The organism is Cystobacter fuscus, from assembly GCF_044360685.1.
GTDB lineage: Bacteria > Myxococcota > Myxococcia > Myxococcales > Myxococcaceae > Cystobacter > Cystobacter fuscus_C.
Window position 1 is genome coordinate 4,754,693 of the sequence record NZ_CP043491.1, and the last position, 26,374, is coordinate 4,781,066.

Genomic DNA, 26,374 nt, shown 5'->3' on the forward strand with positions numbered 1-26,374 from the left:
AGTCATGTCTACCAGGAAGAGCGCACCCGGAGGAAGTTGGCTCGCCGGAACGGCCGGGTTTGTTCAGTCGACGGCCAGGGAAGCGTGACCGCGGACTCGCCTGGGCGGTTCCCTCGTGTCTCCTGTCATCGACCGTCCAGCATATGGGATGGTTGCCCGCGGCCGAGCCCAAGCAGGCAGCCTCCGGGTGTGGCACGGGACACACCCGCGGCACGGAGATCCAATTCCAGTGCTTTGCTCCAATTGAACCAGGACTGCTCACCCGGCAGGCGTGGCGCTCGGGGGGCCCTGGCCCGGTCTGGCCAGTGCGGGGAGGAGACACGGCATGAAGACGCGAAGCGGTATCCATCGTCATGTGGCAGGGAGTGGGCCGTTGTACGGGCGGATGTTCGCCGTGCTGGGGATGTTGTCCGCGACGGGGTGTGGCACCACGCGGGCCCCGGAGGAGGAGATGACGCTCAGGGCACGTCCCCTGGCGGAGCGCTGCGAGGTGCGGCCGCCGCCGCCGGGCGTCCTCGAACCGGAGCTGAAGTGGGCGTGGACGGGCAGCGCGGTGATGCCCGAGCACCACCAGGTGATGATGACGCCCGTGGTGGTGGACGTGAACGCGGATGGTGTCTCGGACATCGTCTTCAGCACCTTCGCGGGAGGCACGTACCAGACGGATGGCGTGCTGCGGGCCGTCAGCGGCGAGGATGGGCATGACCTGTGGGCCGTGACGGATCCGGCGGCCCGGGTGAAGCCCGCCGCCAGCCTCGCCGCCGGAGATCTCGACGAGGATGGCCTGGTGGAGATCTGCGCCATTCCCCAGGACGGCCGCGGCATCATCTGCTTCGAGAACGATGGCACCTTCAAGTTCCGCTCGGCCCTCGCCGCCAATGACTACAACGAATGGGGAGGCCCCTCGCTGGCGGACCTGGACGGCGATGGCTTCGTGGAGATCCTCGACGGCAACCGCGTCTATGATCACACCGGCACGCTGAAGTGGGTGGGCTCCGACGGCATGGGCGGTGCCCAGTACACGGGCCCCGTCTCCTTCGCGGCGGACATCGATCAGGACGGCCAGCAGGAGGTGGTCAATGACCGCGCCATCTACCGCCACGATGGCACCGTGCTGTGCGTCAACACGGAGATTCCCCATGGCTTCGCCGCCGTGGCCAACTTCGACGAGGACCCGGCCGGAGAGATCGTCGTGGCGGGCCGTGGCAGGGTGAGCCTGCTCGACGACGACTGCTCGTTGCGCTGGAGCGTCGACGTTCCCGGCGGTGGCCATGGAGGCTCGCCCAACCTCGCGGACTTCGACGGAGATGGGGCGCTGGAGATCGGCCTGTCCGGAGAGCGGGCGTACTCGGTCCTCGCGTCCGACGGCTCCGTGAAGTGGTCCACCCCCATCCAGGATCTCAGCTCCGGCAAGGTGGGCTCCACCACCTTCGACTTCGAGGATGACGGCGAGCTCGAGGTCGTTGTCACCGACGAGCTGAAGCTGCGCATCCTGGACGCCGCCACCGGTGCCGTGCGCTGGGAGATTCCCAACAGCTCGGGCACCACGCACGAGAACCCCGTCGTCGCGAACGTGGATGGAGATCCTGCCGCGGAGCTCGTGGTGGTCTCCAACGATCATGCCTACCCGGGCACCCACGGCCTTCGCGTGTTCCAGGGGCGGCAGGGGTGGGCGGGCACCCGGAGCCTGTGGAACCAGCATGCCTACTCGGTGACGAACGTCCTCGACGATGGCTCCATCCCGGCGGCCGCGACGAGCCACTGGCTCCACCCGCGGCTCAACACCTTCCACGCCAACGTCGCCAACCACTTCGGCGAGGGTCCCAGCCCCTACGCCGCCGCGGACCTCGTCGTGTCCGAGCTGTCCGCCACGTGTGAGGGCGAGGGCCAGGTCGTGCTCCGCGCACGCGTGCTCAACCAGGGCGAGGCCCCGGTGGCCGCGGGCGTGAAGGTGGCGTTCTTCGACGCGGAGCCCTCCTCGGGCGGCACGTTGCTCGGCGTGGCCTCCGTGGCCGAGGCACTGCCCGTGGGCACCAGCGCGCTCGCGACGCTCTCCGTGTCCGCCCCCCCCAACGGCCCGGTGAGCTTCTCGGCCATCGCGGACGATGACGGCCAGGGCACGGGTCGCGACACCGAGTGCGTCGAGAGCAACAACACCACCTCCACCTCGGTGGAGCTCGCCTGCCAGTTGCCTCCGAGCAATCAGCCCCCGGTGGCGCTCTGCCGCGATGTCACCGTCAGCGCCGATGCCTCCTGCCGGGCCCGCGCCAGCGTGGACGCTGGCAGCCATGATCCGGACCACGGCCCGGCTCCGCTCTCCGTGTCCCAGTCGCCCGATGCGTCCTTCGGCCCGGGCCGCCACGCCGTCACGTTGATCGCCTCGGATGGCGCGGCGAGCGCTCAGTGCGTGGGCTCGGTCACCGTGGTGGATGACACGCCTCCGTCCATCTCCTGCCCCCTCGCGCTGGAAGCGAAGATCCGCCTCGGCGAGATCGGTGTCTCCCTTCACTACGCCGTCTCGTCCCGGGATGCCTGCGGCCCGGCGCCCGTCACCTGCTCGATTCCCCCCGGCACCATCTTCCTGCCCGGCCTGACGAAGGTCACCTGCACCGCGAAGGATGCGTCTGGCAACACGGCCTCGTGTGACTTCGGAATCCGCGTGAGCATCGATCTCTCCCTCTAAGAAAAGGAGAGGGAACCCGCCGGGAGCACCGGCGGGTTTCGCCAATTTTCTTGTTATTCGACATTTTCGCGAACTCCACATTTGTCAGTTGCGGCGAGCGGCTCGGCGTGGCTTATGCGCGGCGAAGTCCAACACCGACGCATGAAGGGAGACGCAATGTCGAAGCGGCTGACCTGTCTGATTTCCTGTTCCGCGCTGCTCATGTCCGCGTGCCAGCCCCTGGAGGGGGACGAGGCCTGGGAGGGGGCGGGGAGCGGTGACACGGCCGTGAGCACGGCGGAAGGCGCGGCGTGCACCATCCCGAGCTTCCCCAGGGGCTCCACCTGGATCTGGGACCTCGAGAACAGCTCGCTGCCCACGAATCTCAACGCCCAGGTCTACGTCGTGGATCTCTATGAGACCACGAGCACGACGATCCAGGCGTACAAGAACGCCGGCAAGAAGGTGGTCTGCTATTTCAGCGCCGGCTCCTTCGAGAACTGGCGGGATGATGCCGATGACTTCCCGCAGGACACCTATTGCAGCCCCGGCGAGGACTGTAACGAGTCCATCCACATCATGGGCGACTGGTGTGACAGCAGCGACAGCTGCGAGTGGTGGTTGGATCACCGCAAGCAGGCGGTGCGCGACGTGATGACGGCGCGCATTCAACTGGCGAAGACCAAGGGGTGTGACGCGGTCGAGCCGGACAACATCGACGGCTACGCGCACAACGATGAGATCTCGTGCACCGACCAGGCCTGCTGGGGCCTCACGTATGCGGATCAGATCGCCTACAACCGCTGGCTCGCCGACACGGCCCATGCCAACTGCCTGGGCATCGCGCTCAAGAACGACGTCGATCAGGTCTCCGATCTCGTCCCGTACTTCGACTTCGCCATCAACGAGGAGTGCCAGAGGTACCGGGAGTGTGGCGTCTACAAGACCTCGTTCGTGGCCCAGAACAAGGCGGTCTTCAACGCCGAGTACCGCGTGGACGGGGGTGGCGACACCATGAACTGGACGTCGTGCACGACGGCATCGACCTACACCTGCGCCTGCGGCGAGAGCAACTTCGCCTCGGGGGACATGCGGACCCTGGTCTTCAAGACCTCGAACGTGCGCTACAACAACGTGGGCATCACCTGCTGGTAGTCCGCTTGGGGCTGGACACGGTGGCGCCTTCGCGCGCCGCCGTGCCCGGCCACTCCGGTGGCAACGCCCGTCACCGGAGTGCATGAAGCGAGGGCCCGAGGCGGCGCTCAGCGGGCGAGCGACGCCTTGAGCGTGATGTTCGTCCCGGCGAGTGCCTTGGATACCGGGCAGCCCTTCTTCGTCTCCTCGGCGATCTTCTGGAATTGCTCATCACTCGCGCCGGGCACGATGGCCTCGGTGGTGAGCGCGATGGTGGTGATGGCGAAGCCAGCGCCTTGCTTGTCGAGCTGCACGTCCGCGGACGTCTTGATGCTCGTGGGCTTGAGGCCGGCGGTCTCCAGGCCGAGCGACAGGGCCATGGAGAAGCATCCCGAGAGCGCCGCGCCAATGAGCTCCTCGGGATTGCTCCCTTGTTTTCCCTCGAAGCGGGTCCCCAGCGAGAAGGGGGCCTCCGGGGCGTGGGCGGGCTTCATCACCCCCTGGCCGTCCTTGAGACCCCCGTTCCACTGCGCGCTGCCTTTGCTGATTCCCATGTCGCTCGTCTCCTAATGGGTGAGAGGGCTGCGTGGATTCACTGCTCGGAGTGAACTCATGTGAACCGGTGGTCACTCCGGCAAGGGGCAACCCCTCCAACGAACGCCCGCCTGGTACCGGGTGAGAGGCGATCTGGTGACAACCGTCAGCACCGGTGACAACAGTCACCAGGAACCGAGCCCTGGATTCTCTGCTTTCTCCCCCGGGATTCACCTTCCAGGAGTCACGCTCCAAGAAGATCAGGGGGATACGAGGCCCTCAGGGGCCGGGGAGTGGCTGGCACGGAGCCTGCTTTGGGTCGGGGCATCACGGCGGCGGCGAGCCGCGCTCCTTACCCCAAGGGATTCGACCATGTCCTTCTCCATCTCCTCGCGCAGCCCGTCGTACCGCCTCCCCGAACTGGAGCTGCCCAAGACCCCGTCGTTCTCCTCCACGCCGACGGAGACCCTGCCGGAGCTGGACACCAACGAGCTGCTGAATCTGTTCTCGGACGCCTTCAGCACCGAGCCGACCCCCTCGAGCTTCAGCGATCCGACGGGGCAGGGTGGAGGGCTGGACCAGTTGCTGGAGACGGCCAAGCAGCTCGTGCAGACGCTGGAGCAGCTGACCGAGCTGTTGCAGGCGCCGGAGATTGGCGAGGAGCCGCCCGCGGGTGGGCAGCAGCCGCAGTCGTTCATCCAGAACCCGGAGGGGGGTCCGGGCGGTCCGGAAGGCGTGGGCGGTCCGCAGGGTACGAACGGTCCGCAGGGCGCGGGTGAGGCGCCCAAGGGCCAGGTGGGCGATTGGATCAAGGAGGCGCAGCAGAAGCTCGCCGCGGCGGGCATCCCCGCGGACAAGATGAAGGCGGAGGACATCGCCAAGATCATCCAGCACGAGTCGAGCGGCGACCCGAACGCCATCAACCAGTGGGACGACAACGCGAAGAAGGGCACGCCGTCCATCGGCCTGATGCAGACCATCCAGCCGACGTTCGATGCGTACAAGCTGCCCGGCCACGACAACATCCGCGATCCGGTGGACAACATCATCGCGGGCGTGCGCTACGCGGTGGACCGCTACGGCTCGGTGTCCAACGTGCCCGGCCTGCAGTCGATGAACGGCGGCGGCGGCTACGTCGGCTACTGAGTCACCAAGGGTTTCTATCGAGGGTGGTTTCACCCTCCGCCGGCGTCTGGTTCGTGGGGAGCGAGCCAGACGCCGTGTGTTTTTTCCGCTCCCGTCCCGTTCCGCTTCCGCCGCTTGAGTCCCGCAGGGGCCCGCGGTATCACGCGCCAAACCGCACGGAAGATGGAAGGGAATGCCGCCTCCAGACAGTTCTGCCACCGCGCATCTGCCCGAGGAGCGGCGGCGCATCATCCTCGAGCGGCTCGCGACCGAGGGCCGGGTCTTCGCCGCCGACCTCTGCGGAATCCTGCGGGTTTCGGAGGACACGATCCGGCGGGACTTGCGTGAGCTGGACGAGGCGGGCCTGCTGCGGCGCGTGCATGGTGGCGCGCTCCCCCGGGCGCAAGCGCCGTTGACCCACAAGGCTCGTGCCGAGGCACAGCAATCCGAGAAGCAGGCCCTGGCGCGGATCGCCGCCGGGCTGGTGCGCGCCGATCAGGTGCTCTTCCTCGATGGGGGAACGACGATGCTGGAAGTGGCGCGGTGCCTGCCGCGGGAGCTTCGGGGCACCGTCGTCACGGTGAGTCCGCCGGTGGCGCTCGCGCTGGCGGAGCATCCGGGGCTCGAGGTCCGGTTGGTGGGCGGCCGGGTGCACCCGCAGGCCCTGACGCTGGTGGGCGCCGAGACGGTGGAGGCACTGCGGCAGGTGCGGGCCGATCTGTTCCTGCTGGGCGTGTGTGGGCTGCACGCCGAGGCGGGCATCACCGCGCTCCACGCCGAGGAGGCAGCCGTCAAGCGCGCGATGATCCAGGGCGCGGCCGAGACGGTGGCGGTGCTGACGGCCGACAAGCTCGGGACGCTCGCGCCCTTCGTGGTGGCGCCCGTGCAAGCCCTGGCGGCGCTGGTGACCGAGGCTCCCGCCTCCGAGTCCACCCTGGCCCCCTTCCGCAAGCTCAACCTCCGGGTGATGACGCCATGAGCGCGAGGACCCGGCTGCGCGAGTGGGGGGCCCGGGTCGCCTTTCCCGTGGGTCTGTTCGTGTTCAGCCGCCTGGCGCTCTGGCTGCTCGCGCGGGTGTCGCTCGTGCTGGAGACGCGGCTGTATCGCCCGCCCTTCAAGTACCCCGGACTCGCGGGCCTGGAGGCGTTCTGCTGGTGGGACTGCGGCTGGTACGTGGGTATCGCCCAGGAGGGCTATACGCGGGCCCAGGCCACCAACTTCTTTCCGCTCCTGCCGCTGCTCGGACGGCTGGTGCATGAGCTCACGGGGTTGAGCCTTCCGGTGGCGCTAGTGGGGATCGCGCAGGTGGCTGGATTGCTGGCGCTCGTGGTGCTGCACCAGCTCTTCCGCGAGCTCGCGGACGAGGAGGAGGCGCGCACCGCGCTGCTGCTCTTCACGGCCTATCCCTTCGCCTTCTTCCACTCCGCGGGCTATCCCGAGTCGTTGATGGTGCTGCTCACCGCGCTCGCGGTGGCGCTGAGCCTGCGGGGCCGGCATGGGTGGGCCGGGCTCACGCTGGGGGTGGCGGGACTGGCGCGCCATCTCTCGCTGCTGGCGGGCTTCTCGCTGCTCTACCAACAGCTGCGCTCGCGGGGCGGGGGCGTCCGGGCGCTGCTGCACCGGGATGTGCTCGCGCTGCTGCTGCCTCCGCTGATCACCTCGCTCTACTTCGTCTATCTATGGCGGACCTTCGGAGATCCCCAGCTCTGGTGGAAGGTGCGCGCGCAAGGGTGGGGGGGAGCCTGGGCGGGGCTGGGGGACTGGCTGCGCGGAAAGTGGGCGCCGGAGGTTGGCCTGTACGTGGGGGTGTCGTTCATCCCCGGGGTGGGGGCCCTGTTGTTGTTGCGGCGGCGCCAGTGGTGGGTGCTGGCCGCCTTCGCGCTTCCGTTGATGCTCGTGCTGTGGACGGTGGGACTGGTGGGCCTGGGGCGCTACAGCGCCGCGGTGTGGCCCGCCTTCCTGCCCCTGGGCGCGTGGCTCGCCCGCCGTCCCGCGCTGCGCGACCCGATCATCCTGGGCTGCGCCTTGTTCCAGGGCATGCTCGTCTACTTCTTCGTGCACTCCTATCCCATCAACTAGCCTTCGTTCCCGTGCGCTCGACGAGCGCGCGGAGAGCGTCGGACACGCCGTGCAACCGGCGCAGTGCACTCGCGTGGTCCGCGTTGCCGATGTCGCGCCAGATCTCGGCTTGCATCTTGGAGAGACCCTCGAGCGTGAGGGGGTAGGTCGCGGCTTCGGGGACGGCGCCCTTCTCGTTGATGAGGTAGCGGCCGTTCAAGGCGAACAGCACCTGGGCCACGCAGCACAGCGCCCGGTAGGCGCAGCCCGCGACGTGCGTCTGCTCGGAGCGCCTGGCCGCGAGTTCGGCATTGCCGATGGCGAAGCCCACCTCCCAGCCAAAGCGGGCGATCAGTGCATCCCGCAGCGGCTCCGGAAATGGCCAGGTCTGGGCCTTGAGTTCCGCGAGGCGGCCGAGCGGATCGAGCAGCGGCTGACAGGTGGCGACCTCGCCCATCCAGATGACCGAGCAGAAGCCGTGAGGGTGGCCCACCTGGTAGTTCATCGAGAAGCGGCCCTGCCGCCCCTCGGCGATGACCTCGCGCACGCGTCCGAGGTCGCGGTAGAGGAGATCGACCTTCACGCCCGTTATGGTGAGCCAACCCCCACCGTTGATCCACGGTCCCCACTCGCCGAGCGGGGTCACCGTCGAGGAGGGATCATCGACGAGTGGAGCAATGGCCGACCGGAGTGCCGTGACATCGATTGGCGCGTCGGGCTCGTAGTACAGGCCGATGTCGTAGTCGGAAGTAGGGCCAGCGGTGCCCCGGCCGCGCGAGCCGCCGAGCACGAGCGCGACAATGCCTGGGACGGGCCGGAGCGCCTCAACCACACGGGCGAGAATGGGATCTTCCATTCTCGCAGGATGGCATCGAACGGAGCCAGCCGGAACCCAGACATCGCGATCAACCCGGGGACTGGTTCACGGACTACGGGAGAGCGACTAGAACGGGGCAGACCATTCGTTTCCGAAAGATTGGGGTGGACAATGCACGCTGACTCGTCGCGGGCACGAAGAGCGCGGTTGCTGCTCGTGATGGCCCTGCTGTCCACCGGTTGCGCGTCGCTGGCGCCATCACCCGGCCAGGGGATGAACCTGCGCTACACGCCGCACGAGGCCTCTGGAGCTGCATTGGCTGAGAGGTCGAGCGAGGTGCTTCCGCATGTTCTCGTCTTCCCACCATCTGCTCTGCCTGAGCCTGATGCTTCCGAGCGGTTGCTCCATCGCGAAACCTCTCGCAAGGCCGTGACACGGGCAGGAAGCGTCGTTGGGGGTGCAGTCCTTCGCGATGCAGCGGAGTCTACGCGGCCGAGCGCCATCGCGAACCATCTCGTGGTTCTCGGTGCCATTCGCGATGTGGCCGGTTCCACCCGACGCATCTCCGGCGAACTTTCCAGACTTAAGGCCAGCCGTGCTGGCATCGCCGGCCGACACGCCGATCTGTTCATCCCCTCGGTCGATTATGGCGTTCAGCAATTACGATGGATTGACTCCGAACTCGCGATTGCCTCCAGATTGGCCAACACCGCTTCGGAAGTAGGCGACCCGGAAATGCAACTTGGCCTCCTGCGCCTTTCCGGCCCACGGATCCAGTCCGCCATGTTGGGCTCTCTCGTGCTCACCGTATGGCTTGACTTCCTCAACCTCGCCGACATCGTGCTCCAGCAGTGCCCCTATTACAGTGTGGAGCAGTTGTTCTCGGAGATAGACCGCTCGCAGACGATGCTCGCGCCGACGATGGTGGCACTTGCCTCCCTGGATCCAGCGCAGGTCGAATCATTAACGGCCGACCTCCCCGCTCTCATAGGCCACCTCACGAGCGAGTTCGTTACAACTCGTGAGTCCGTGCGCGTGGCGGCGGAGCGGCTTGAGAAGGTGCTGAGGGCGAAGGAACTCATCGATCTGCTCACCACGGCCTCGGCGATGAAGATGGCTCTGCCTCGACTGCTACCACCAACTGCTCCGGCCACGCTCGGCGTGGGCCTCGTGGTGGGTTCCAACGGCGTGATGATGGGCACTCGGATGGTCGTCTCCGCCGAATGGGTGGAGATGATGCGTCGGCTGGTTCAGGCGGGCGTCATTTCTCTTCCCGTCGTCAACGCCGCCGTCCGGATTCATTCTGGCCAGGTGATGATGGCGCAGTCTGACGATGAGCTTCCGAGGGGCGTGCGCGAGGCGCTCGGCGATGGGCCCGAGGTGCGGAGCATGCGGGTGACGGGCAGAGTGGGGGCGGGCATGGCTGAGTCCCCGGAGCACCACGTCCTGCCACGAGAGTTCCGCGAGTGGTTCGAGAAGCGCGGCTTCACCGGTGACATGAGCATCGACCAGTTCTGCGTCAAAATGGAGCAGGCAAACCATCAGGCGGTTCACGGTGGTGGCAACTGGCAACTCGGACGCAAATGGCCCGGCGAATGGAACCAGATGATCATGGAGGCGCTGTACGAGGCCGAGGCTGAAGCTGGCCAGATGTTGACGCGAAGTGAGATCCTGCGAACAGTCGCGTTTCATATGAAGCGCTACAACCTCCCGATGAGCTTCACCAGGTGGAGAGGAAAATGACCGACGGCCGTGCTTGGCGGGGCAATTGGAGGGTCCGCCTGTATGAGCGGGTCCGCGAGCGCGGTTACGACTCGCTCACCGCATTCGCCGAGGCGCGTCCGACCGCCTCGCTGGTGGCTCTGGCCGAGGAGCTTGGCAAGGATGAGGTCGCCGGGGCCCAGGTGTTTGGCGTGCTCGTTGACGAGGCGGATCGGAGCCATCGGCTCACTCGTCTGGTACGCGGACAGCTCGTGCGCGAACTGTGGGAATCTCTCCCCGACGGTTGGCCGGCCGTGATGGACGAAGCCAACCGTTTCAAGGTGGCCCTGGCGCTCGGCTCGTGGTCCGCCTACACCCCTGAAACCCACAAGGAACGCGTCAAGCAGGCGAGGGCAGCGCTTCGCGCCACCCCTCCGCCTCCTGGCTGGCGCCCACTCGGGCCCGACGACGAGCTGCTGCGCACGCTCCTACCTGACGAGGAAGTCTGAACCTCCCCATCAACCCGGGGCCTGGTTCACGGCAGGGACATCTTGAGGCCCGTGCGCGCGAGCCACTCGGACACGGTGCTGTTGGGCACGGTGTCACCGAAGTTGAAGGCATTCGCCGCGAGCCGCAGCATCTGGATCTTCCCGCTCGCGTCGAAGATGACGATGAAGGTGGCGCTCTCCTTCACCGGACGCTGGAAGTAGTTCGGCCCGCTGCCGGTGGCGCCCTCGAACGAGTAGATGGTGCTCGTGGCGTACAGCGGGTTCTCGCCATGGAGCACCTCGGCGACGTCGAGCTCTCCGCAGCCCCCGGGCGATCCCATGCCCCGGCAATTGCAACCATACTGGGCGGTGCGCACCACGCGGGCGTTGAGCATCCAGATGGCCGGCACATCGTCGTAGTACTGGGTCTTGGGCTCCGTGTAGCGCGGCATGCGGGCGCGGATGGCGAAGATCTTCGCGCCGCCCCAGCCATGGCGGGTCACTCCCCGGTAGAAGCCGCACTCGCTCGAGTCGCCCGTGCCCACGCAGGCCTTGTCGGAGAGGATGTTCAGCTCGGTCCGGTTGGCGAGCGAGCCGTTGAAGCGCGTGGGCGCCACGGCCGCCTTCTTCCCATCCGCGGAGGCGTAGCTCTGGCTGTTGCCTCCACACACGGTCCACTCGCCGCTGACGTTGCCGCCTCCCAGGTTGTTGAAGAAGGTGAGGTTCGTGGAGCCGCAGCGGTTCCAGGAGGACACGCGGTTCCAGGCACTCGCGGCCGGCTGATAGACCGCGATGTCATACAGCTCCATGGGGCCGCGGAAGTTGACCGTCATCTCCTCGTTGAACGGCGCGAGCGGGCCGCTGACGGGCGTCTCCGCCTTCTGACAGGCATTGGAGGGGCAGGGCTGTCCCCAGACGCCGGGCAACATGTTCGTCACGCGCTGGTACGAGCCCGTGCCGCCCACGTTCAGGATGCTCATGGTGGTCACCGGCTTGCCCGTTCCCTCCGGAAGGTCGTCTCCGAGATCCTCGAGCGCGGCGGCATTGCCCGCGGCACAGTCCGAGGCCTGGAAGGGCTGGTCGCCGCCGCCACCGCCCTCGGAGGGGAGGTCGGTGCCGGTCTGCCCTGGGCCCGGTTCCTCCGACGTCTGGGTATTTCCACAGGCACTCCCCAGCAGCACGCACAGGGCGAGGGGGGCGAGCCAGGGACCGCGCTTCATCCAGGGATTCTTCATGAGAGGGCTCCTCTTGTTTCACGGCTTTATCTGAAAAAATAGAAATAACAGGAATCTCTTTGCCAAGGCAGGGAGTTTCGGTATCACGTTTCCTCACCCCGCCTGCGTCTGACGCGCCCGGCCAGGAGCGGGTAGAATCGGGTCTCCATGCCCAAGTCCGCTCCCCCCGAGCCCCCAATTCCCGCCCGGCCCGAGTCCTCGCCGAGCGCGCCTGGGACGAAAGGGAGCAAGGGCCTCGCGAGGAGTCCCGCGCCGAAGCCCGGTGGGGATTTCTTTCCGGACGCCCCCCGTCACCCTCCCGCCGCGAAGGCACCCGCCGGGTCCAGGATGGGCTCGGATTCCGGGCGTCGGCCTCCCGGAGCTCCGTCCTCGGGGGCCGGGGCGGACAGGGAGGCGCGGCGCATCCCGGGCCTCGTCGATCGCCCGCTCGTCAAGGGAGAGGCGGACGACGCGCACACCCGCTCCGTCATGCGGACGCGGCTGCTCGGGGAGGACACGGAGATCAACGCCGTGGATCAGGCACGGCGCGAGGCGCGGCTGCTCGGCCAGATGGAGCACCAAGGCGAGGCGCCCACGCGCATCGTGAGCCAGCTCAACGAGCAGCTCAGTGGGGCCCAGGGCCCCGAGTTCAAGCGCATGCTGGCGCGCGAGCTCAAGCCGCAGTTGGACCGGCTCGCCGGGCAGGTGGACCAGGCCACCACCGAGAACCGGAGGAAGATCGCCGCGTTCATCTCGCGCGCCGCCCATATGGCCGGAAGCGAGAACGCCGCGACGTTCGACAAGATGCTCGCCGAGACGGCCAGCGCCGAGGCGAGACACCTCGCGGCCTTTCCTGGCACGGGCGTGGCCGAGCGTGTCTCCGAGTTCCAGGCCGCGTTGCGGTGTGCCGCGAGTCCGGCCTACCGCGCCACGCTCGTCGAGAAGAGCCGTGGACACATCGAGAAGCTGGCGCGTGACGCCATCCGCCTGCCGACCAACCAGTTCCATGATGTGTTGGTGTTGTTCCTGGGCACGTCGGAGGCGCTGGGGCGGGTGGCCTGCAACACGATGTCGAAGGCCTTCCTGGCGGGGGCGCTCGGTGCGGGCTCCGCGGACGCGGCGGGCAAGCTCGTCAAGGCATTGGGCCCGGCGCTCCAGGAAGCACCGGAGGGAGGCAACTGGGCCGTCCGGCTGATGTTGAATCTGGCGGAGAGCGGCAAGCACGACGTGGCCGCGGCCCTGGGCCAGTGCCTCCAGGACATCGTCCAGAAGGCGCGCGAGCGCTGTGGCCCGATGCTGGGCGCGGTGCAGACGGCGGTGGACAAGGGCGAGCTGCTCGAGCGCAGCCAGAAGCTCGACGGACACGTCTCGACGTTGGCCGAGCTGATGCCGATGTGCGCGCTGCTGCTCGCGGCGCGCAACGTGGTGCCGGGCGGGGGCAATGGTCCCCTGGTCACCGAGGCGCTCGTGGCGGTGGCGAGCCTCGACGCGGTGGGGGCCACGGACAGCGGGCAGCGGCTGTTGCGCCAGACGCTCATCGCGGAAGAGCTGGGCGAGCCGAGCTTCCTGGGCATCGTGCCCGTGGCGGTGCGCCCCCTGGGGCATCCCCGCATCCTCCAGTTGTTGGCCGAGTGCGGCCTGGCCGCGCCCCACTATCGCAACGGGGGCAGCCTGTTCGTGCAACGCGTCGCCCGCCAGGTGTTCCGGGCCCTGAGTGGGGTGGTCATCGCGCGCAGTCAGAAGGGGGAGAGCGAGGAGGCGCGGAGGCTGCTGGGCTCGGCCCTCTGCCATCACGCGGCGCTGTACGGCATGAACCCGGAGGGGGGCCAGCTCACCGCCGAGCTGCTCGAGCGTTTGCGCGGCAACCCCGATCCCGAACAGGCCCCCCGTGTCCTGGTGGAGCTGGATGGGGTGGCGCGGACGCACCTCAGCCCGTACCGCACCGGCCACGTCGAGAGCCTGCGTGCGCTCGTCATGGCGCTGGCGGAGAGGGATCCGCTCGCCGCGCCGAGATCGGCGGGCACCCGGCGGCGGGCGGGGGCGGCACCGGTGATGAAGGCGATGGAGATGGAGCGCACCTTCATCGTCCAGGCGAAGAAGCTCCAGGCCGAGCGCGAGGCCGCCAGGGCCGAGAAGAAGGCCGCCGCGAAGCCCTCGCCCGCGAAGGTTCCTTCCGCGAAGGCCTCCGCGGAGAAGGTGCCCGCGAAGGCTCCGTCCGCGAAGGCCCCGTTCGTGAAGGCCCCGGAGATGGCTCCCGAGGTCCCGCCGGCCGAGCCACCGCCGCCCGCCGCACAGAAGCCCATGGACGACGAGCGGTGGCGGGAGGGCACCAACGCGAGACACCTGGAGCGCACGCACGTCTTCCAGATGATGCAGCGCCAGCCCCGGAAGCAGGATCCGGGCGAGGAGACCGCTCCATCGCCCATCGAGCCGCCCGCTCCGGGACTCCCCCGGTTTCGCGGGTGAAACAGTCCGAAGTGACTTCGAGGTGAAGGGGAGGGGGTTGGCTGGCGCGCGCGCCCGTTGCCTCTTACACTTGTCGGCGTGGGTGCACCCTCGACCGACGACGGGGGGAAGAACGCGCGGCTGCGCGCACTCCCCTCCATCGAGCAGCTCCTCCGCCGCCCCTCCCTGGAGGCGCGTCTGGCGGGCATTCCTCGCGCCCGGGCCGTCGCCGCGCTCCGTCTGGCCGTGGCGTCCGTGCGCGAGCGGCTGCTCCAGGGCGAGGAGCGAGCGTTCGAGGACGCGGACGTGGACGACGCCCTGCGCGCCCTGTCCACCCCGAACCTGAGGCCCGTGCTCAACGCCACCGGGGTGGTGCTGCACACCAACCTCGGGCGGGCACCCCTCGCGCTGGAGGCCGTGGCGCGCGTGGCCAGCGTGGCGCGCGGCTTCTGCAACCTCGAGTATGACCTGGAGGAGGGCGAGCGCGGCAGCCGCTACGCGCCCGTCGTCGAGCTGCTCACCCAGCTCACCGGTGCCGAGGACGCCCTGGTGGTGAACAACTGCGCGGGCGCGGCGCTGTTGATGCTCGCCGCGCTGGCCTCGGGCCGCGAGGCGATCGTGTCGCGCGGCGAGCTGGTGGAGATCGGCGGCGGCTTCCGCGTGCCCGACGTGATGAAGCAGTCCGGGGCCCGGCTCGTGGAGGTGGGCACCACCAACCGCACCCGGCGCTCGGACTATGAGTCCGCGCTCACGCCGGACACCGGTGTGTTGATGAAGGTGCACCGCTCCAACTTCGCCCTGGTGGGCTTCACCGCCGAGGTGGACGTCAAGGAACTGGCGGCGCTCGGCCGCGCGCGCGGCGTGCCCGTGCTGGTGGACCTGGGCTCGGGGGCGCTGGTGTCGCTACCGGGCGAGGACTTCGTCCACGAGCCCACCGTTCCCGCCACCGTCGCCGCGGGCGCCGACGTGGTGGCCTTCTCCGGCGACAAGCTGCTGGGAGGGCCCCAGGCGGGCATTCTCGTGGGCCGCGCCGCGCTGCTCGCCCGCATCCGTCAACACCCGCTCACCCGGGCCCTGCGCGTCGACAAGATGACGGTCTCTGCGCTGGAGGCCACCCTGGAGCTGTACCGGGATGGCTGCCTGGAGGCGATTCCCACCTATCGGCTGCTCACCACGCCCGCGCCCGTGTTGGAAGCGCGCGCGCGGCGGCTGCTCTCTCTTTTGAGCCTCAAAGGCATTCATGCCCGGGTCGCGCCTGTTTCCGGACAGGTAGGTGGAGGAGCCATGCCCGCGGCCCGGTTGCCTTCTTTCGCGTGCGTCCTCAATTTCAACCAGCCAGCCGCTTTCCTGGAATGTCTTCGGAAAGCGGACGTTCCGGTGATCGGGCGGATCTCGGACGGGGATGTCGTTCTCGATGTCCGCTGCCTGGCGGAGGAGGACCTCGAGCCGGTTGCTGAAGCCGTCGCCATGGCTTCACAGGGAAGGCAGCCATGTTGAACAGCGCCGTTCTGGTGTTGAACCGCAACTATCAGCCTGTTCACGTCACCTCGGTGAAGCGGGCCGTCCTGCTGCTCTACCTCGGGGTGGCCAAGGCGATCGACTCGCAGTACCGGCTCTACGAGTTCGACGACTGGGCGGCCCTGAGCGCCACCACCGCCCATGACTCCATCAGCACCGTGGATCGGCGCATCCGCGTGCCACGGGTGGTGGTGCTCTCCGCCTACGAGTACCTGCCCCGGGGCCGGGTGCGCTTCTCCCGCCTCAACATCTACGCGCGCGACCACGACACCTGCCAGTACTGCGCCCGGCAGCTCCCGCGCTCGGAGCTGAACCTGGACCACGTCATGCCCCGCTCCCAGGGCGGCAAGACGAGCTGGGAGAACGTGGTGTGCTCCTGCGTGCCCTGTAACCTGCGCAAGGGGGGCCGCACGCCGGAGCAGGCGGGCATCAAGCTCCTGCGCACCCCGGTCCGGCCCCGTTGGACGCCCTTCTTTCGCGGAGCGTCTCGCCGCGTCACCTACCGGGAGTGGTTGCCGTTCCTCAACCTGGCCGATGCGTCGTACTGGAACGTAGAATTGCTCGATGACTGAAACCGGATGGCTCCGGATTCCAGGTGGTCGCCTGTCCGCTCGACGAGGCGACGGCCTGGGGCCGAGGGCCAAGGGTCTTTCCGTCCGGTCAGGGAGTCGACGAGCGGCCCGGGACGGGTTTTGATGCGGTGGCCTTGAACTCTCTCCGCTCCGCAGCCTCGCCTTCCGTCCCCAGCGCCGCCCCCGTGGAACCCACGGGCACCGCGCGTGCTCGCCCCCACCGCATCATCGCGGTGGGAGGCGGCAAGGGCGGGATCGGCAAATCGCTCGTGTCCTCCAATCTGGGAGTCGCGCTGGCCGCGCGAGGACAACGCGTGCTGTTGGTGGACGCGGATCTGGGCGGGGCCAACCTCCACACGTGCCTGGGCGTGGGCCAGCCCACGGCGACGCTGTCCGACTTCCTGCTGCGCCCCAAGTCGCGGCTGGAGGACGTCATCGTGCCCACGGGCGTGCCCAACCTGTCGCTGATCGCCGGCGCGCTGGACGTGCTGGACGCGGCCAACATCAAGTACGCCCACAAGCAGCGGCTGCTGCGCAGCCTGCAGACGCAGTCCGTGGACTATCTCATCCTGGATCTGGGCGCGGGCTCGAGCTTCAACACGCTCGACTTCTTCATCATCGCCGACCATGGCGTGCTGGTGCTGCTGCCCGAGCCCACCTCGGTGGAGAACGCCTACCGCTTCGTCAAGGCCGCCTTCTTCCGGCGCCTGCAGCAGGTGGAGTCGGAGTACGGCATCGAGCGGCTGGTGGAGCGCGCCCTGTCCACCCGCGAGGGCGCGAGCCGCACGCCGCTGGAGATCGTCCAGCACGTGCGCCAGACGAGCCCCACGCTCGCCGCGAAGCTGGAGAAGGAGCTGGCCGCCTTCCGCGTGAAGCTGGTGCTCAATCAGGCCCGCACGGACGCGGACGTGAAGGTGAATGCCGCGGTGGTCTCCGCGTGGAAGAAGTTCTTCGGCCTCGAAATGGATGATTTCGGCGCCATCCGCTACGACGACGAGGCCTGGCGCGCGGTGCGCAAGCGCCGCCCCATCGTGCTGGACAAGCCGGATTCCCCCTCCGCCCTGGGCATCCAGAGCATCGCCGACCGTTTGTTGGCTCTCGACGGAGTGACTTCCCCATGAACCACTTCGAGCAACAGTCGTATTACGAACTGCTGGAGGTTCCCGTTTCCGCTTCACAGGCGCAGATCCTCGGCGCCTATACCCAGGCCATGGAGACGTACGCGCCGGATTCCATCGCCGTGTACACGCTGGTGGATCCGGGACAGCTCGAGGCCCTGCATGAGCGCCTCGCCAAGGCCCGGGACGTGCTCTGCACGCTGGAGCGCCGCCTGGAGTACGACCGGCAGCTCGGGGTGACGCGGACTCCGGAGGAGCTGGCCCTGCTGCGGGGCGAGGACCTCGCGAGCGCGGCCGCCCCCCAGACGCCGGCCCCCGAGAGTTCCGAGATCGAAGCCCTGGAACTGCTCGAGACGGAAGTGGTGGTGGAGGACCCGCCCGCGGCGCAGGCCGCGCCGGTGGTGACGGCGGCCCCGGTGGCCGAGACCGCGCCCGTGGCGGAAGCCCCCGCCGCCGAGAGCGCGCCGGTGGTGCAGGCGGCGGCGCCCGTGGTGGAAGTGGCCCCCGTCGTCGAGCCCGCGCCCGTGGTGGACGCGGCCTCGGTGGTGGTGGACCTGACGGCCATGCTGGAGGCCGCGCCGGTGGGGGAGGAGCCCTCCGTCATCGTCGAGCCCTCGGCCGTGGCCGTGACTCCGCCCCCGCCTCCACCTCCGGAAGCCCTGCTGCCCGAGCCCCAGGCGGGTACGAAGCCCGTCGTCCACGCGCGGCCCTCCGCGCCAGCGAGAAGGCACGGGGGCGTCATTCCGCCTCCCTTGCCCGCGCGCCCGGGCTTGCGCTCGCCTCCCGCCCGCCCCACGGCGGAGTCGCCGCGCGCCGTGAGCCGTCCGCCCCCGGCACAGCCGCCCGGCGACGCCTCGGCGCTCCCCCCCGCGGCGTCCCCTCCCGCCGCCGAGTCGTCGCCCAATCCCGCGTCGATGAAGGGGCGCGACTCGCGCACCCGCCTCAAGACGGTCGTCGACATCTCGGCCGAGGCCGAGTTCAACGGCGAGCTGCTGCGTCAGGTGCGCGAGGGCCGCAACCTCTCGCCGCACTCCCTGGCCGATCGCACCCGCATCTCCGTGCGGCACGTGGAGAACATCGAGGCGGATCGCTACGATCAGCTGCCCGCGCCCGTCTATCTGCGTGGCATGCTGATGAGCATGGCCCGGGAGCTCGGGCTGGATCCCCTCCGGGTGTCGCGCAGCTACATGGCCCTTGCTTCCTCGGAGGATAGGAAAAAGCGCTGAACGGGACCGTCAGCCCCCCGCATCTACCCCTGGCAACGAAGTTGACACCCCAGGAGGCGGTGCCTAGAAAGGGCCAGAATGACGGAAGAAGAAAAGATCAAGGCGATGCGGCTGGCCCGCGCGATTGCTTCGGATATCTCGCTCTACAACGAGCAGAAGATCATCAAGGGCATCGAGCAGGACAACCTCTTCGAGGTCCTCAAGGAGGAGCTCGAGGAAGGCCGTGAGCTGTACAAGAGCCGCGTCAGCCCGGAAATCTTCCAGCGCATGAACTTCTTCGAGCGCGCCATCAACGACATCGTCCTGCGCTCCAAGGCGCACGTGAAGTCGAAGATTTGGTAGGCCCCGCCGTGCGCGAGCAGCTGGCCCCGCCCGAAGCCCGGGGTGAGCGGTTGGATCAAGTGCTCGCGCGCGTGTTCCCCGAGTTCACGCGCTCGCGCCTGCAGGGCCTCATCGAGTCCGGCCACGCCCAGGTCGACGGCAAGCCCGCCAAGGTCTCCCTGCGGCTCAAGGGCGGCGAGCGGCTCACCCTCGAGGTTCCCGCCCCCACGCCGGCCCTGCCGGTGGCCGAGGAGCTGCCCCTCGCGGTGCTGCGCGAGGACAAGGACCTGGTGGTGGTGGACAAGGCCGCGGGCATGGTGGTGCACCCGGGCGCGGGCCATGCCTCGGGGACGCTCGTCAACGCGCTGCTGCACCGCGTGAAGGACCTGGCCGGAGTGGGCGGCGAGCTGCGCCCCGGCATCGTCCACCGGCTCGACAAGGACACCACCGGCTGTCTGGTCGTGGCCAAGCACGAGACCGCCCTGGTGGCGCTGCAGAAGGCCTTCAAGACGCGCACCGTGGAGAAGACGTACTTGGCGCTCGTGCACGGCTCGCCCAAGGCCGCCGAGGGCCGCATCGAAACGCTCTACGGCCGTCACCCGGTGCACCGCCAGCGCTTCACCGGCAAGGTGAAGGAGGGCAAGCCCGCCCTCACCGTGTACCGGGTGCTCGAGTCCTTCGAGGGCGCCGCGCTGGTGGAGGTGGACTTGCTCACCGGCCGCACGCACCAGATTCGCGTGCACCTGGCCGAGCTCGGCCACCCCCTGCTGGGCGATACCCTGTACGGCGCGGGCCGCAAGCCCAAGGGCCTGGCCGGGGCGGCGCAGGACGCCGTCGGCCGTCAGGCCCTGCATGCCTGGAAGCTGTCGTTTCCTCACCCCCGGACGGGCAAGGTGCTGCGCGTGGAGGCGCCCCTGCCTCCGGACTTCACCGCCGCGCTCGAGCTGCTGCGCGGCCGTTAGCCCCCGGGAGGGCGTGTCATGGCGTGGGTGATGCTCGTCATCGCGGGGTTGTTCGAGGTCGGCTGGTCGATCGGCCTCAAGTACACCGAGGGCTTCACCCGGCTGATGCCCACTTTGCTGACGCTCGTGGCCCTCGCCGCCAGCATGGTGTTGTTGTCGCTCGCGGCGCGCACGCTGCCCATTGGCACCGCCTATGCCGTCTGGGTGGGCATCGGCGCCCTGGGCGCCGCCGTGCTGGGCATTGTCCTGTTCCACGAGCCGGTGACGCCCGCGCGTGTCTTCTTCCTCGCACTGCTCCTCGTGGCCATCATTGGCTTGAAGATCACCGGCGGCGCGGGGCAGTAGAAGCCATCCCATGGCTTCCTCGCTCTCCTCGGACTCGTCCTCCTCGCGCTTTCCCCGCGTGGCCGTCATCGGCGCGGGACTCGCGGGCCTCACGCTCGCCCGGATCCTCACGGAGATGGGCCTCTCGGTGAAGGTCTTCGACAAGGGCCGGAGCCCCGCGGGCCGGATGTCCACGCGCCGCGAGGACGGGAGCAGCTTCGACCATGGCGCCCAGTACTTCACCGCGCGCGACGAGGGCTTCCAACGTCAGGTGGAGACGTGGGTGGAGCAGGGGATCGCCGCCGAGTGGCGCGCGCGCTTCGGCACCCTGGAGGATGGCGCGCTCACGCCCAAGGACGAGGGCCCGGTGCGCTACGTGGGGGTCCCCGGCATGAGCGCCCTGGCCCAGTCCTTCGCCTCGCGCGTGGACGTGCGCTGTGGCGTGCGGGTGGAGCACGTCCGGCGCGAACAGGAGGCGTGGGCGCTCACGTCCGACACGGGCGAGGCCCTGGGGGCCTTCCACGCCGTGGTGGCCGCCGTCCCCGCGCCGCAGGCGGTGCCCCTGCTGGCCGGATCGCCCGAGCTCTCCGCGCGCGTGGCGGGCGTGCGCATGGAGCCGTGCTGGTCGGTGATGGTGAGCTTCGACGCGCCCGTGCCGCTGGCCGTGGATGGGGCCTTCATCCACGGCTCGCCCCTGTCCTGGGCCGCCCGGGACAACAGCAAGCCGGGCCGTCCCGCGGGCGAGCGCTGGGTACTGCACGCCACCCCGGACTTCTCCCGCGCGCACCTGGAGGACTCCCCCGAGGCCGTGGCGCCCCTGCTCGTCGAGGCGTTTTCCCGCGCGGCGGGGGTGGACGTCCGCCCGGTGCGGAGCGTGGCCCACCGCTGGCGCTACGCCCTGGCCGAGCCCCCTCTCACCGAGGGGGCCCTCTTCGACGAGAAGCGGGGACTCGGGGCGTGTGGCGACTGGTGCGCGGGCTCCCGCGTGGAGGGCGCCTACCTGAGCGGCATGGAGCTCTCCCGGCGCATCGTGTTCTGGCGGCCGTGAGGCTCAGCGGGCCGCGGGCGCGCGCTTCGCCGCGATGTACGCGTCCACCTGCTCGCCCAGGATGTCGAGCGGCAGCGAGCCGTCGCCGAGGACGACCTGGTGGAAGTCCCGCACGTCGAAGCCCGCCCCGAGCGCCTCCTGGGCCCGGGCTCGCAACGCGAGGATGCGCAGCTCGCCCACCTTGTAGCTCGTCGCCTGCCCGGGCCACACGAGGTAGCGCTCCACTTCCTTGACGATGTCCCGGTCGCTCAGCAGCGTGTTCTTCTTGAAGTACTCGATGGCCTGCTCGCGCGACCAGCGCTTCGCATGCATGCCCGAGTCCGTGACGAGCCGGGTCGCCCGCCACAGCTCCAGCGACAGCTGGCCGAAGCGGGAGTAGGGGTCCGCGTAGAAGCCCAGCTCCCGCCCGAGCTTCTCCGCGTACAGGCCCCAGCCCTCGATATAGGCGCCGTAGTAGCCGAAGCGCCGGAACTTCGGCATGCCCTCGAGCTCCTGCGCGAAGGCGATCTGGAAGTGATGGCCGGGCGCCCCCTCATGGTAGGTGATGCCCTCGATCTGCGGCTTGAGCACCTGGTTCATGTCCGCGAGGTTGACGTAGTAGATGCCGGGCCGGGAGCCATCCGGAGCCGGCGAGTTGTAGAAGGCCACCGGCGCCGTCTCCTGCCGCCAGGGCTCGACCGCGCGCACCTCGAGCGCCGCCCGGGGCAGGCGGTGGAACAGCCGGGGCGCCTCCTTCATGGCCTGGGCGATGAACCGCCGCGCGTCCTCCAGATAGGCCTGCCGGCCCTCCTCGGTGTTCGGATAGTGCGAGCGCGCATCCGCCTTCACGTGGGCGAAGAAGTCCTGGAGCGTCCCCTGGAAGCCCACCTGCTTCTGGATGGCCGCCATCTCGCCGTGGATGCGTTCCACCTCCGCCAGCCCCGCCGCGTGGATCTCCTCCGGCGTCATCTCCGTGGTCGTGAAGAAGCGCAGCTGATCGGCGTAGTAGGCCGCGCCGTCGGGCAGGCTCCACGCCCCGTCATTGCCCTTCGCCTGCCGGCCCACCTCGGCGACCGTCGCGAGGATCGTCTCGTAGCCGCTCTTGAACGGACCCTTCAGGGCCTCGCGCGCCTCGTCGAGCAGCCGGGCCTTCTCGTCCGCGGGCGCCTCGAGCGCGCCCACCTTCTTCTGGAAGTCCGCCCACACCGCGCTGTCCGCTCCCGCGTCGAACGGCGCGCCGGCGAGCACCCGGCGGGCATCGGCCTCGACCGGCGCGAAGACGAACCTCGGCGGAACGATTCCCCGCGCCGCCTGCGCCCGCATCCGCTCAGAGATCTCCTTCATCACCCGCGGCACCTCGCGCAGCCGCGACACATAGGCCCGCGCGTCGCTCACCGAGCCCACCCGGTGCGCGTTGATGAGGAACACCGGGATGTTGCTGGTCGGGCTCGAGCTGTTGGTGACGGGGAAGGCGTGCGAGTACCACCGCAGCCGCTCCCGGCCCCGGACGACCAGATCCTCGAAGAGCCGGTAGGACAGGCGCGAGGCGGGGCTCAGGGCACTCTCATCGAACTCCCGCTTCATCCGGGCGAGCTGCTGCTCGGCGAGCTCCTGCTGCTTGCGCGCCCCCGCCTCGGTGTAGTCGTCGAGCCGATCATAGGACTGCTTGGAGCCCTGGTAGGTGAGGCTCTCGGGGCTGAGCGCGAGGCGCTCCTCGTAGGCCGCGTCCAGGAAGGTGAGCAGGCGTTGATCGCTGTCGCCACCTGTCCTGGCATCCGCCGCGGGGGGCGGGGACGAGACCGCGGGGGAAGAGGTCGCGCACGCGCCGAGGGACAGCACGAGCAGCAGCGGCGCGAGGAATCGGGAGGACGGCACGGGCATTCCTTTGCGAGGAGGGAAGGGCCCGTCTATAGCCCGCGGCGCGTGGTGCGCGGAACCACGCGTCCGCTCATCGTCGGATGGCGCTCAGAGCCCGCCGAGCGTCATCGTCTGCTGGCGGCGGCTGAGGACCTTCACCGGCTGGATGGCCATCACCCGCATGAAGACCTGGAGCAGCTCCGGATCGAACTTGTTGCGCATCTCCGTCCACATGAGCATCAGCGCCACCTCCGGGCCGTACGCGTCGCGGTAGGGCCGCTTGGAGGTGAGCGCGTCATACGCCGCGCAGATGGCGATGATCTTCGCGTACGCCCCCAGGTTCGTCTTGGGGATGATCATCTGGATGTCGCCCCGCGCGTCGCGCACCGCGGTGCCGAAGTCCGCCTTGTGCTCGAACGTGGTCACCACGCGCAGGAGCGTCGAGCGCGAGAAGCCCTTCTCCATGAGGATGTTGCGGATGGAGATGAGCGGCGCCTTCTGGATGATGGCCTTCTCCTCCGCGCTCAGCGCGCCCTTCTTGGTGGCCAGCTCCTCGGGGATGGTCGCCATGCCCGCGTCGTGGAAGAGCGCGATGTAGCCCAGGTCTCTGAGCTGGGGCTTGGTCAGGCCCAGTTCCTGCCCGAACACGATGCTCATCAGGCACACGTTCACCTGGTGGTACACGAGATAGTCCATCTCGCGCTTCATCGTCGTCATGCCCAGGAAGTGCGTGCGCTGCTCGAACGAGATGTCCACGAAGTCCTGCACCAGCCGCAGCGCCCGCGAGGTGTTCAGCGGCTTGCCGGCCTGCACCGACTCCAGGTAGCGCGTGAGGAAGAACACCGCGCGCGCGTAGACCGTCATCGCGTACTTCTTGCGGTCCACCTTCTGGTCCTGCTTGCCGTCATCCTCCTGGCTGAGCTTCTCCCGGAGCCGCGAGAACTTGGCCACCTTCATGTTGAGCAGCTTGCGGTCCGCCAGCCCATCCTCGTCGGCCCACGAGAGCTGCTCCTTGCTGAAGATCCAGATGAAGTTCTTCAGCTCCTGCACCGTGATGATCTTGGTGAGCGAGATGCCGCCCACGTCCTTGGAGCGCATCTCCGCGAGCAGGTAGCGCTGGTTGTCGATGGAGTTGAGGTCCACCTTCACCAGCATGTTGTTGAGGTAGTACGACTCCTTGACGCCCACCAGCTCCAGCCGGCCTTCCTTGGAGATGATCTGGTTGATGATGTCCTGGAGCTGCAACAGCGGCTTCTCGAAGACCGAGTTCTCCGGGTCGTACATCTTCACCGAGCGGATGAGCATGTACAGGCCCGAGATGAGGCCACGCGCGAGCGTCTGCAGCTTCTCCGAGTAGGCGCGGCCCACTTCGCTGAGGTTCTCGGCCTGGCCCTGGGCTCCGAGCGCGACCTTCAGGTTGTCCGCCATCTCACGCCTCCTCGAGCGGGGTTGTCTCGCCGAACAACGTCTTCTTCGTCTGGTACATCGCCTTGCGCGCCGCGGTGAGGACCTCGATGGGCTGGGTCTTGTCCTCCACCACGCCCTGCAGGGCCTTGTACCCGGGGATGGAGCAGGCGGCCGCCAGTCCCGCCACCGCCAACAGCTTGTCCTCCAGCACCTTCTTCTTGGTGAGCAGCGTGGGCTTCACCGACAACATCTGCAGCATCAGCGAGATGGCGCCCGGCAGCGCCGTGGAGCCCAGCGCCGCGGAGTAGGCCATGCGCTCCTCGAGGCTCTTCTTGTCGAAGCCCGCCTCGCGCATCAGCCGCACCAGGTCCGTGTAGGCCCGGTCCCGATCGAACTCGGGCAGCAGCCGGGCGGCGAGCATGCGCACCTGGGCGGCCGGGTCGTTGAGCGCGTCGAGGATGAGCTTGCGCGCCTCGGCGGTGCGGCCCCGGGCGATGATGTTCATCACCTCCAGCTTCACCGCGAGGTTCTTGTTGAGCATCACCAGCCCGAACATCTTCACCCGCTCCGGGTGGTCGCTCTTCTCCAGGATGTAGACCATGTCCCGCACCGTCTGGGGCCGCTCGGACTCCAGGCGCTGCACGAAGGGGTGGGGGTTGTCCTGGGCGAATCGTGCCAGCGCATCACACATGAGCAGCCGGTTCTCCGGGATCTCGATCGCCTCCAACGCGTTGAGCAGCGCGAAGACCGCCGAGCTGTCCAGCGCCTGGATATAGCGGTTGATGTCCACGGGGTTGCGCGGGCGCGTCGCCTTGAGCATCTCCGCCAGCCGCATCACCCGCTGCTCGTCCCCCATCTTCTGGGTGAAGTAGCTCACCAGCCGTTCGATCTCTCCCCCGGGCGCGCGCTGCGCCAGGGCGCGCATCTTGAGCAGCATCTGGTTGATGGTGCCGTAGTCGTCCTGGATGAGCATGGCGTCCAGGAGCTGCACGAAGATCTCCTCGAGCAGCTCCCGATCCTCCACGCCCCCCTCGATGACGAGGAAGATGGCGCTCACCAGCTTGGGGAAGAGCCGGGCTCCCTCCTCCTCGGAGATCTCCCGCTGCAGCCGGGCCTTGAGATCATCCGACGCGTAGCTGCCCGCCACCACCAGGCCGCGCATCTGCTCCACGCCGTCCAGCTTGGAGTCCAGGTCCTCCGCGTTCACGCGCGCGAAGCGCAGGTAGTCGTCCGAGCTCGTCTTGAGGCGCGAGTAGAGGTAGCCCACGACCCGGTCGACCTCGACCTCGACCTCCTCCTCGCTCACCTCGTCCATCCGGAAGCCCTCGACCACCACGTACTCGAGGTGCTCCAGGCCCGAGCGCCACAGCTGCGCGAGGACGTCCTCGGCGCCCCGCTCGGGCTCGGACAGGGCGATGAGCGTGAACGTCACCAGCTCCTCGAGGCTCAAGCCCGGCCGGAGGATGAGCTGGCGGATGCCGTCGCGGAAGAACTTGTAGGGCAGCGGCGTGTCCTCGGCGAACAGCGGCTCGCCGTACGTCATGAAGTTCTGCTGCTCCACCTTGATGTGCAGCGCGCCGTGCTTCTCGGTGTGGGCGGTGAGCGCCTCGTGCGTCCGGGCGAGGAACTCGGGGAACTTCGCCTCATTGTGCCGGTACATGCCGATCTGCTTGATGCCCTTGAGCAACTGGGCGGCCACCAAGCGCGCGGATTCCACCTTTTCCAGGACGGCGGGATCCGTCACGGGTTCCGAGGACGGGCTGTTAGCGGGCTGAACCTGAGCCATGAAGTCCTTGAGGCGGGTGGGTGAGCAGGGGCTTGCAGTCTACCCCCATTCTCTCCCCCGATCCTCCGTACTCCCAGT

At 68.6% G+C, this 26,374-nt stretch carries 22 protein-coding genes; 16 read left to right on the forward strand and 6 right to left on the reverse strand.

Going from position 1 to position 26,374, the window contains the following annotated elements; genetic code table 11:
* Window positions 1-325: 325 nt before the first annotated feature.
* Window positions 326-2,683: an FG-GAP-like repeat-containing protein gene (locus tag F0U63_RS19560; protein ID WP_395847450.1), complete on the forward strand. Its 2,358-nt coding sequence runs from the start codon at window positions 326-328 to the stop codon at window positions 2,681-2,683.
* Window positions 2,684-2,839: 156 nt separating this feature from the next.
* Entirely contained in the window at window positions 2,840-3,817 is a 978-nt protein-coding gene (locus tag F0U63_RS19565) for an endo alpha-1,4 polygalactosaminidase (RefSeq protein ID WP_395847451.1), read from the forward strand.
* Between the two features lie 107 nt (window positions 3,818-3,924).
* Here F0U63_RS19565 and F0U63_RS19570 read toward each other — a convergent pair whose 3' ends face one another.
* Complete coding sequence (locus F0U63_RS19570) at window positions 3,925-4,350, reverse strand: OsmC family protein (RefSeq protein ID WP_395847452.1); 426 nt, start codon at window positions 4,348-4,350, stop codon at window positions 3,925-3,927.
* Window positions 4,351-4,702: 352 nt separating this feature from the next.
* Between F0U63_RS19570 and F0U63_RS19575 the strand changes: the two genes are divergently transcribed.
* The 3 genes from F0U63_RS19575 (at window position 4,703) to F0U63_RS19585 (ending at window position 7,534) form a co-directional block, all read left to right on the forward strand.
* A complete protein-coding gene (locus F0U63_RS19575; RefSeq protein ID WP_395847453.1) occupies window positions 4,703-5,476 on the forward strand; it encodes a transglycosylase SLT domain-containing protein in 774 nt (257 codons plus the stop codon).
* Window positions 5,477-5,648: 172 nt separating this feature from the next.
* On the forward strand, window positions 5,649-6,434 hold the full coding sequence (locus F0U63_RS19580; protein ID WP_395847454.1) for a DeoR/GlpR family DNA-binding transcription regulator: 786 nt from the start codon (window positions 5,649-5,651) through the stop codon (window positions 6,432-6,434).
* Entirely contained in the window at window positions 6,431-7,534 is a 1,104-nt protein-coding gene (locus F0U63_RS19585; protein WP_395847455.1) for a mannosyltransferase family protein, read from the forward strand. The genes F0U63_RS19580 and F0U63_RS19585 overlap by 4 nt, the downstream gene beginning before the upstream one ends.
* Here the strand turns inward: F0U63_RS19585 and F0U63_RS19590 are convergent.
* A complete protein-coding gene (locus F0U63_RS19590) occupies window positions 7,527-8,369 on the reverse strand; it encodes a nucleotidyltransferase domain-containing protein (protein ID WP_395847456.1) in 843 nt (280 codons plus the stop codon). The two genes, F0U63_RS19585 and F0U63_RS19590, sit on opposite strands and share 8 nt — an antisense overlap.
* A 177-nt stretch (window positions 8,370-8,546) precedes the next feature.
* On the opposite strand from F0U63_RS19590, the gene F0U63_RS19595 reads away from it, so the two are divergent.
* The gene (locus F0U63_RS19595) at window positions 8,547-10,073 is read left to right on the forward strand and encodes a DUF2380 domain-containing protein (protein WP_395848384.1); all 1,527 of its coding nucleotides are present in this window, start codon (window positions 8,547-8,549) and stop codon (window positions 10,071-10,073) included.
* A complete protein-coding gene (locus F0U63_RS19600; protein ID WP_395847457.1) occupies window positions 10,070-10,540 on the forward strand; it encodes an NUDIX hydrolase in 471 nt (156 codons plus the stop codon). The genes F0U63_RS19595 and F0U63_RS19600 overlap by 4 nt, the downstream gene beginning before the upstream one ends.
* A gap of 26 nt (window positions 10,541-10,566) precedes the next feature.
* Here the strand turns inward: F0U63_RS19600 and F0U63_RS19605 are convergent, their stop codons facing one another.
* Entirely contained in the window at window positions 10,567-11,754 is a 1,188-nt protein-coding gene (locus tag F0U63_RS19605) for a DUF2403 domain-containing lipoprotein (protein ID WP_395847458.1), read from the reverse strand.
* Between the two features lie 327 nt (window positions 11,755-12,081).
* Between F0U63_RS19605 and F0U63_RS19610 the strand changes: the two genes are divergently transcribed.
* From F0U63_RS19610 to F0U63_RS19650, 9 genes are all read left to right on the forward strand, one after another.
* Entirely contained in the window at window positions 12,082-14,199 is a 2,118-nt protein-coding gene (locus tag F0U63_RS19610) for a hypothetical protein (protein WP_395847459.1), read from the forward strand.
* 78 nt (window positions 14,200-14,277) lie between these two features.
* Window positions 14,278-15,675 carry an L-seryl-tRNA(Sec) selenium transferase gene (gene selA, locus F0U63_RS19615; RefSeq protein ID WP_395847460.1) on the forward strand — a complete coding sequence of 466 codons (1,398 nt, stop codon included), beginning with the start codon at window positions 14,278-14,280 and terminating at the stop codon, window positions 15,673-15,675.
* Complete coding sequence (locus F0U63_RS19620; protein WP_395847461.1) at window positions 15,669-16,268, forward strand: HNH endonuclease; 600 nt, start codon at window positions 15,669-15,671, stop codon at window positions 16,266-16,268. The genes selA and F0U63_RS19620 overlap by 7 nt, the downstream gene beginning before the upstream one ends.
* Before the next feature lie 185 nt (window positions 16,269-16,453).
* Entirely contained in the window at window positions 16,454-17,389 is a 936-nt protein-coding gene (locus tag F0U63_RS19625) for a MinD/ParA family protein (protein ID WP_395848385.1), read from the forward strand.
* Window positions 17,386-18,612 (forward strand): helix-turn-helix domain-containing protein, encoded by a 1,227-nt coding sequence (locus F0U63_RS19630; protein ID WP_395847462.1) that lies wholly within the window; start codon window positions 17,386-17,388, stop codon window positions 18,610-18,612. The genes F0U63_RS19625 and F0U63_RS19630 overlap by 4 nt, the downstream gene beginning before the upstream one ends.
* 78 nt (window positions 18,613-18,690) lie before the next feature.
* Window positions 18,691-18,954, forward strand: coding sequence for a hypothetical protein (locus F0U63_RS19635; RefSeq protein WP_002627508.1), 264 nt, complete (start codon window positions 18,691-18,693; stop codon window positions 18,952-18,954).
* Window positions 18,948-19,895 (forward strand): RluA family pseudouridine synthase, encoded by a 948-nt coding sequence (locus tag F0U63_RS19640; RefSeq protein WP_395847463.1) that lies wholly within the window; start codon window positions 18,948-18,950, stop codon window positions 19,893-19,895. The genes F0U63_RS19635 and F0U63_RS19640 overlap by 7 nt, the downstream gene beginning before the upstream one ends.
* Window positions 19,896-19,913: 18 nt before the next feature.
* Window positions 19,914-20,240, forward strand: coding sequence for a quaternary ammonium compound efflux SMR transporter SugE (sugE, locus tag F0U63_RS19645; protein WP_395847464.1), 327 nt, complete (start codon window positions 19,914-19,916; stop codon window positions 20,238-20,240).
* 10 nt (window positions 20,241-20,250) lie between these two features.
* The gene (locus F0U63_RS19650; RefSeq protein ID WP_395847465.1) at window positions 20,251-21,267 is read left to right on the forward strand and encodes an NAD(P)/FAD-dependent oxidoreductase; all 1,017 of its coding nucleotides are present in this window, start codon (window positions 20,251-20,253) and stop codon (window positions 21,265-21,267) included.
* Window positions 21,268-21,270: 3 nt separating this feature from the next.
* Here F0U63_RS19650 and F0U63_RS19655 read toward each other — a convergent pair whose 3' ends face one another.
* From F0U63_RS19655 to F0U63_RS19665, 3 genes are all read right to left on the reverse strand, one after another.
* Entirely contained in the window at window positions 21,271-23,121 is a 1,851-nt protein-coding gene (locus tag F0U63_RS19655; protein ID WP_395847466.1) for a DUF885 domain-containing protein, read from the reverse strand.
* A 90-nt stretch (window positions 23,122-23,211) separates the two neighbouring features.
* On the reverse strand, window positions 23,212-24,531 hold the full coding sequence (locus F0U63_RS19660; protein WP_395847467.1) for an HD-GYP domain-containing protein: 1,320 nt from the start codon (window positions 24,529-24,531) through the stop codon (window positions 23,212-23,214).
* A gap of 1 nt (window position 24,532) precedes the next feature.
* Window positions 24,533-26,296: a HEAT repeat domain-containing protein gene (locus tag F0U63_RS19665; protein WP_395847468.1), complete on the reverse strand. Its 1,764-nt coding sequence runs from the start codon at window positions 26,294-26,296 to the stop codon at window positions 24,533-24,535.
* Window positions 26,297-26,374: the final 78 nt, after the last annotated feature.

Coding starts and splice junctions, on each gene's coding strand:
- F0U63_RS19560 (WP_395847450.1), top strand. CDS start 326: ATGAAGACGCGAAGCGGTATCCATCGTCATGTGGCAGGGAGTGGGCCG.
- F0U63_RS19565 (WP_395847451.1), top strand. CDS start 2,840: ATGTCGAAGCGGCTGACCTGTCTGATTTCCTGTTCCGCGCTGCTCATG.
- F0U63_RS19570 (WP_395847452.1), bottom strand. CDS start 4,350: ATGGGAATCAGCAAAGGCAGCGCGCAGTGGAACGGGGGTCTCAAGGAC.
- F0U63_RS19575 (WP_395847453.1), top strand. CDS start 4,703: ATGTCCTTCTCCATCTCCTCGCGCAGCCCGTCGTACCGCCTCCCCGAA.
- F0U63_RS19580 (WP_395847454.1), top strand. CDS start 5,649: ATGCCGCCTCCAGACAGTTCTGCCACCGCGCATCTGCCCGAGGAGCGG.
- F0U63_RS19585 (WP_395847455.1), top strand. CDS start 6,431: ATGAGCGCGAGGACCCGGCTGCGCGAGTGGGGGGCCCGGGTCGCCTTT.
- F0U63_RS19590 (WP_395847456.1), bottom strand. CDS start 8,369: ATGGAAGATCCCATTCTCGCCCGTGTGGTTGAGGCGCTCCGGCCCGTC.
- F0U63_RS19600 (WP_395847457.1), top strand. CDS start 10,070: ATGACCGACGGCCGTGCTTGGCGGGGCAATTGGAGGGTCCGCCTGTAT.
- F0U63_RS19605 (WP_395847458.1), bottom strand. CDS start 11,754: ATGAAGAATCCCTGGATGAAGCGCGGTCCCTGGCTCGCCCCCCTCGCC.
- F0U63_RS19610 (WP_395847459.1), top strand. CDS start 12,082: ATGGGCTCGGATTCCGGGCGTCGGCCTCCCGGAGCTCCGTCCTCGGGG.
- F0U63_RS19620 (WP_395847461.1), top strand. CDS start 15,669: ATGTTGAACAGCGCCGTTCTGGTGTTGAACCGCAACTATCAGCCTGTT.
- F0U63_RS19630 (WP_395847462.1), top strand. CDS start 17,386: ATGAACCACTTCGAGCAACAGTCGTATTACGAACTGCTGGAGGTTCCC.
- F0U63_RS19635 (WP_002627508.1), top strand. CDS start 18,691: ATGACGGAAGAAGAAAAGATCAAGGCGATGCGGCTGGCCCGCGCGATT.
- sugE (WP_395847464.1), top strand. CDS start 19,914: ATGGCGTGGGTGATGCTCGTCATCGCGGGGTTGTTCGAGGTCGGCTGG.
- F0U63_RS19650 (WP_395847465.1), top strand. CDS start 20,251: ATGGCTTCCTCGCTCTCCTCGGACTCGTCCTCCTCGCGCTTTCCCCGC.
- F0U63_RS19660 (WP_395847467.1), bottom strand. CDS start 24,531: ATGGCGGACAACCTGAAGGTCGCGCTCGGAGCCCAGGGCCAGGCCGAG.
- F0U63_RS19665 (WP_395847468.1), bottom strand. CDS start 26,296: ATGGCTCAGGTTCAGCCCGCTAACAGCCCGTCCTCGGAACCCGTGACG.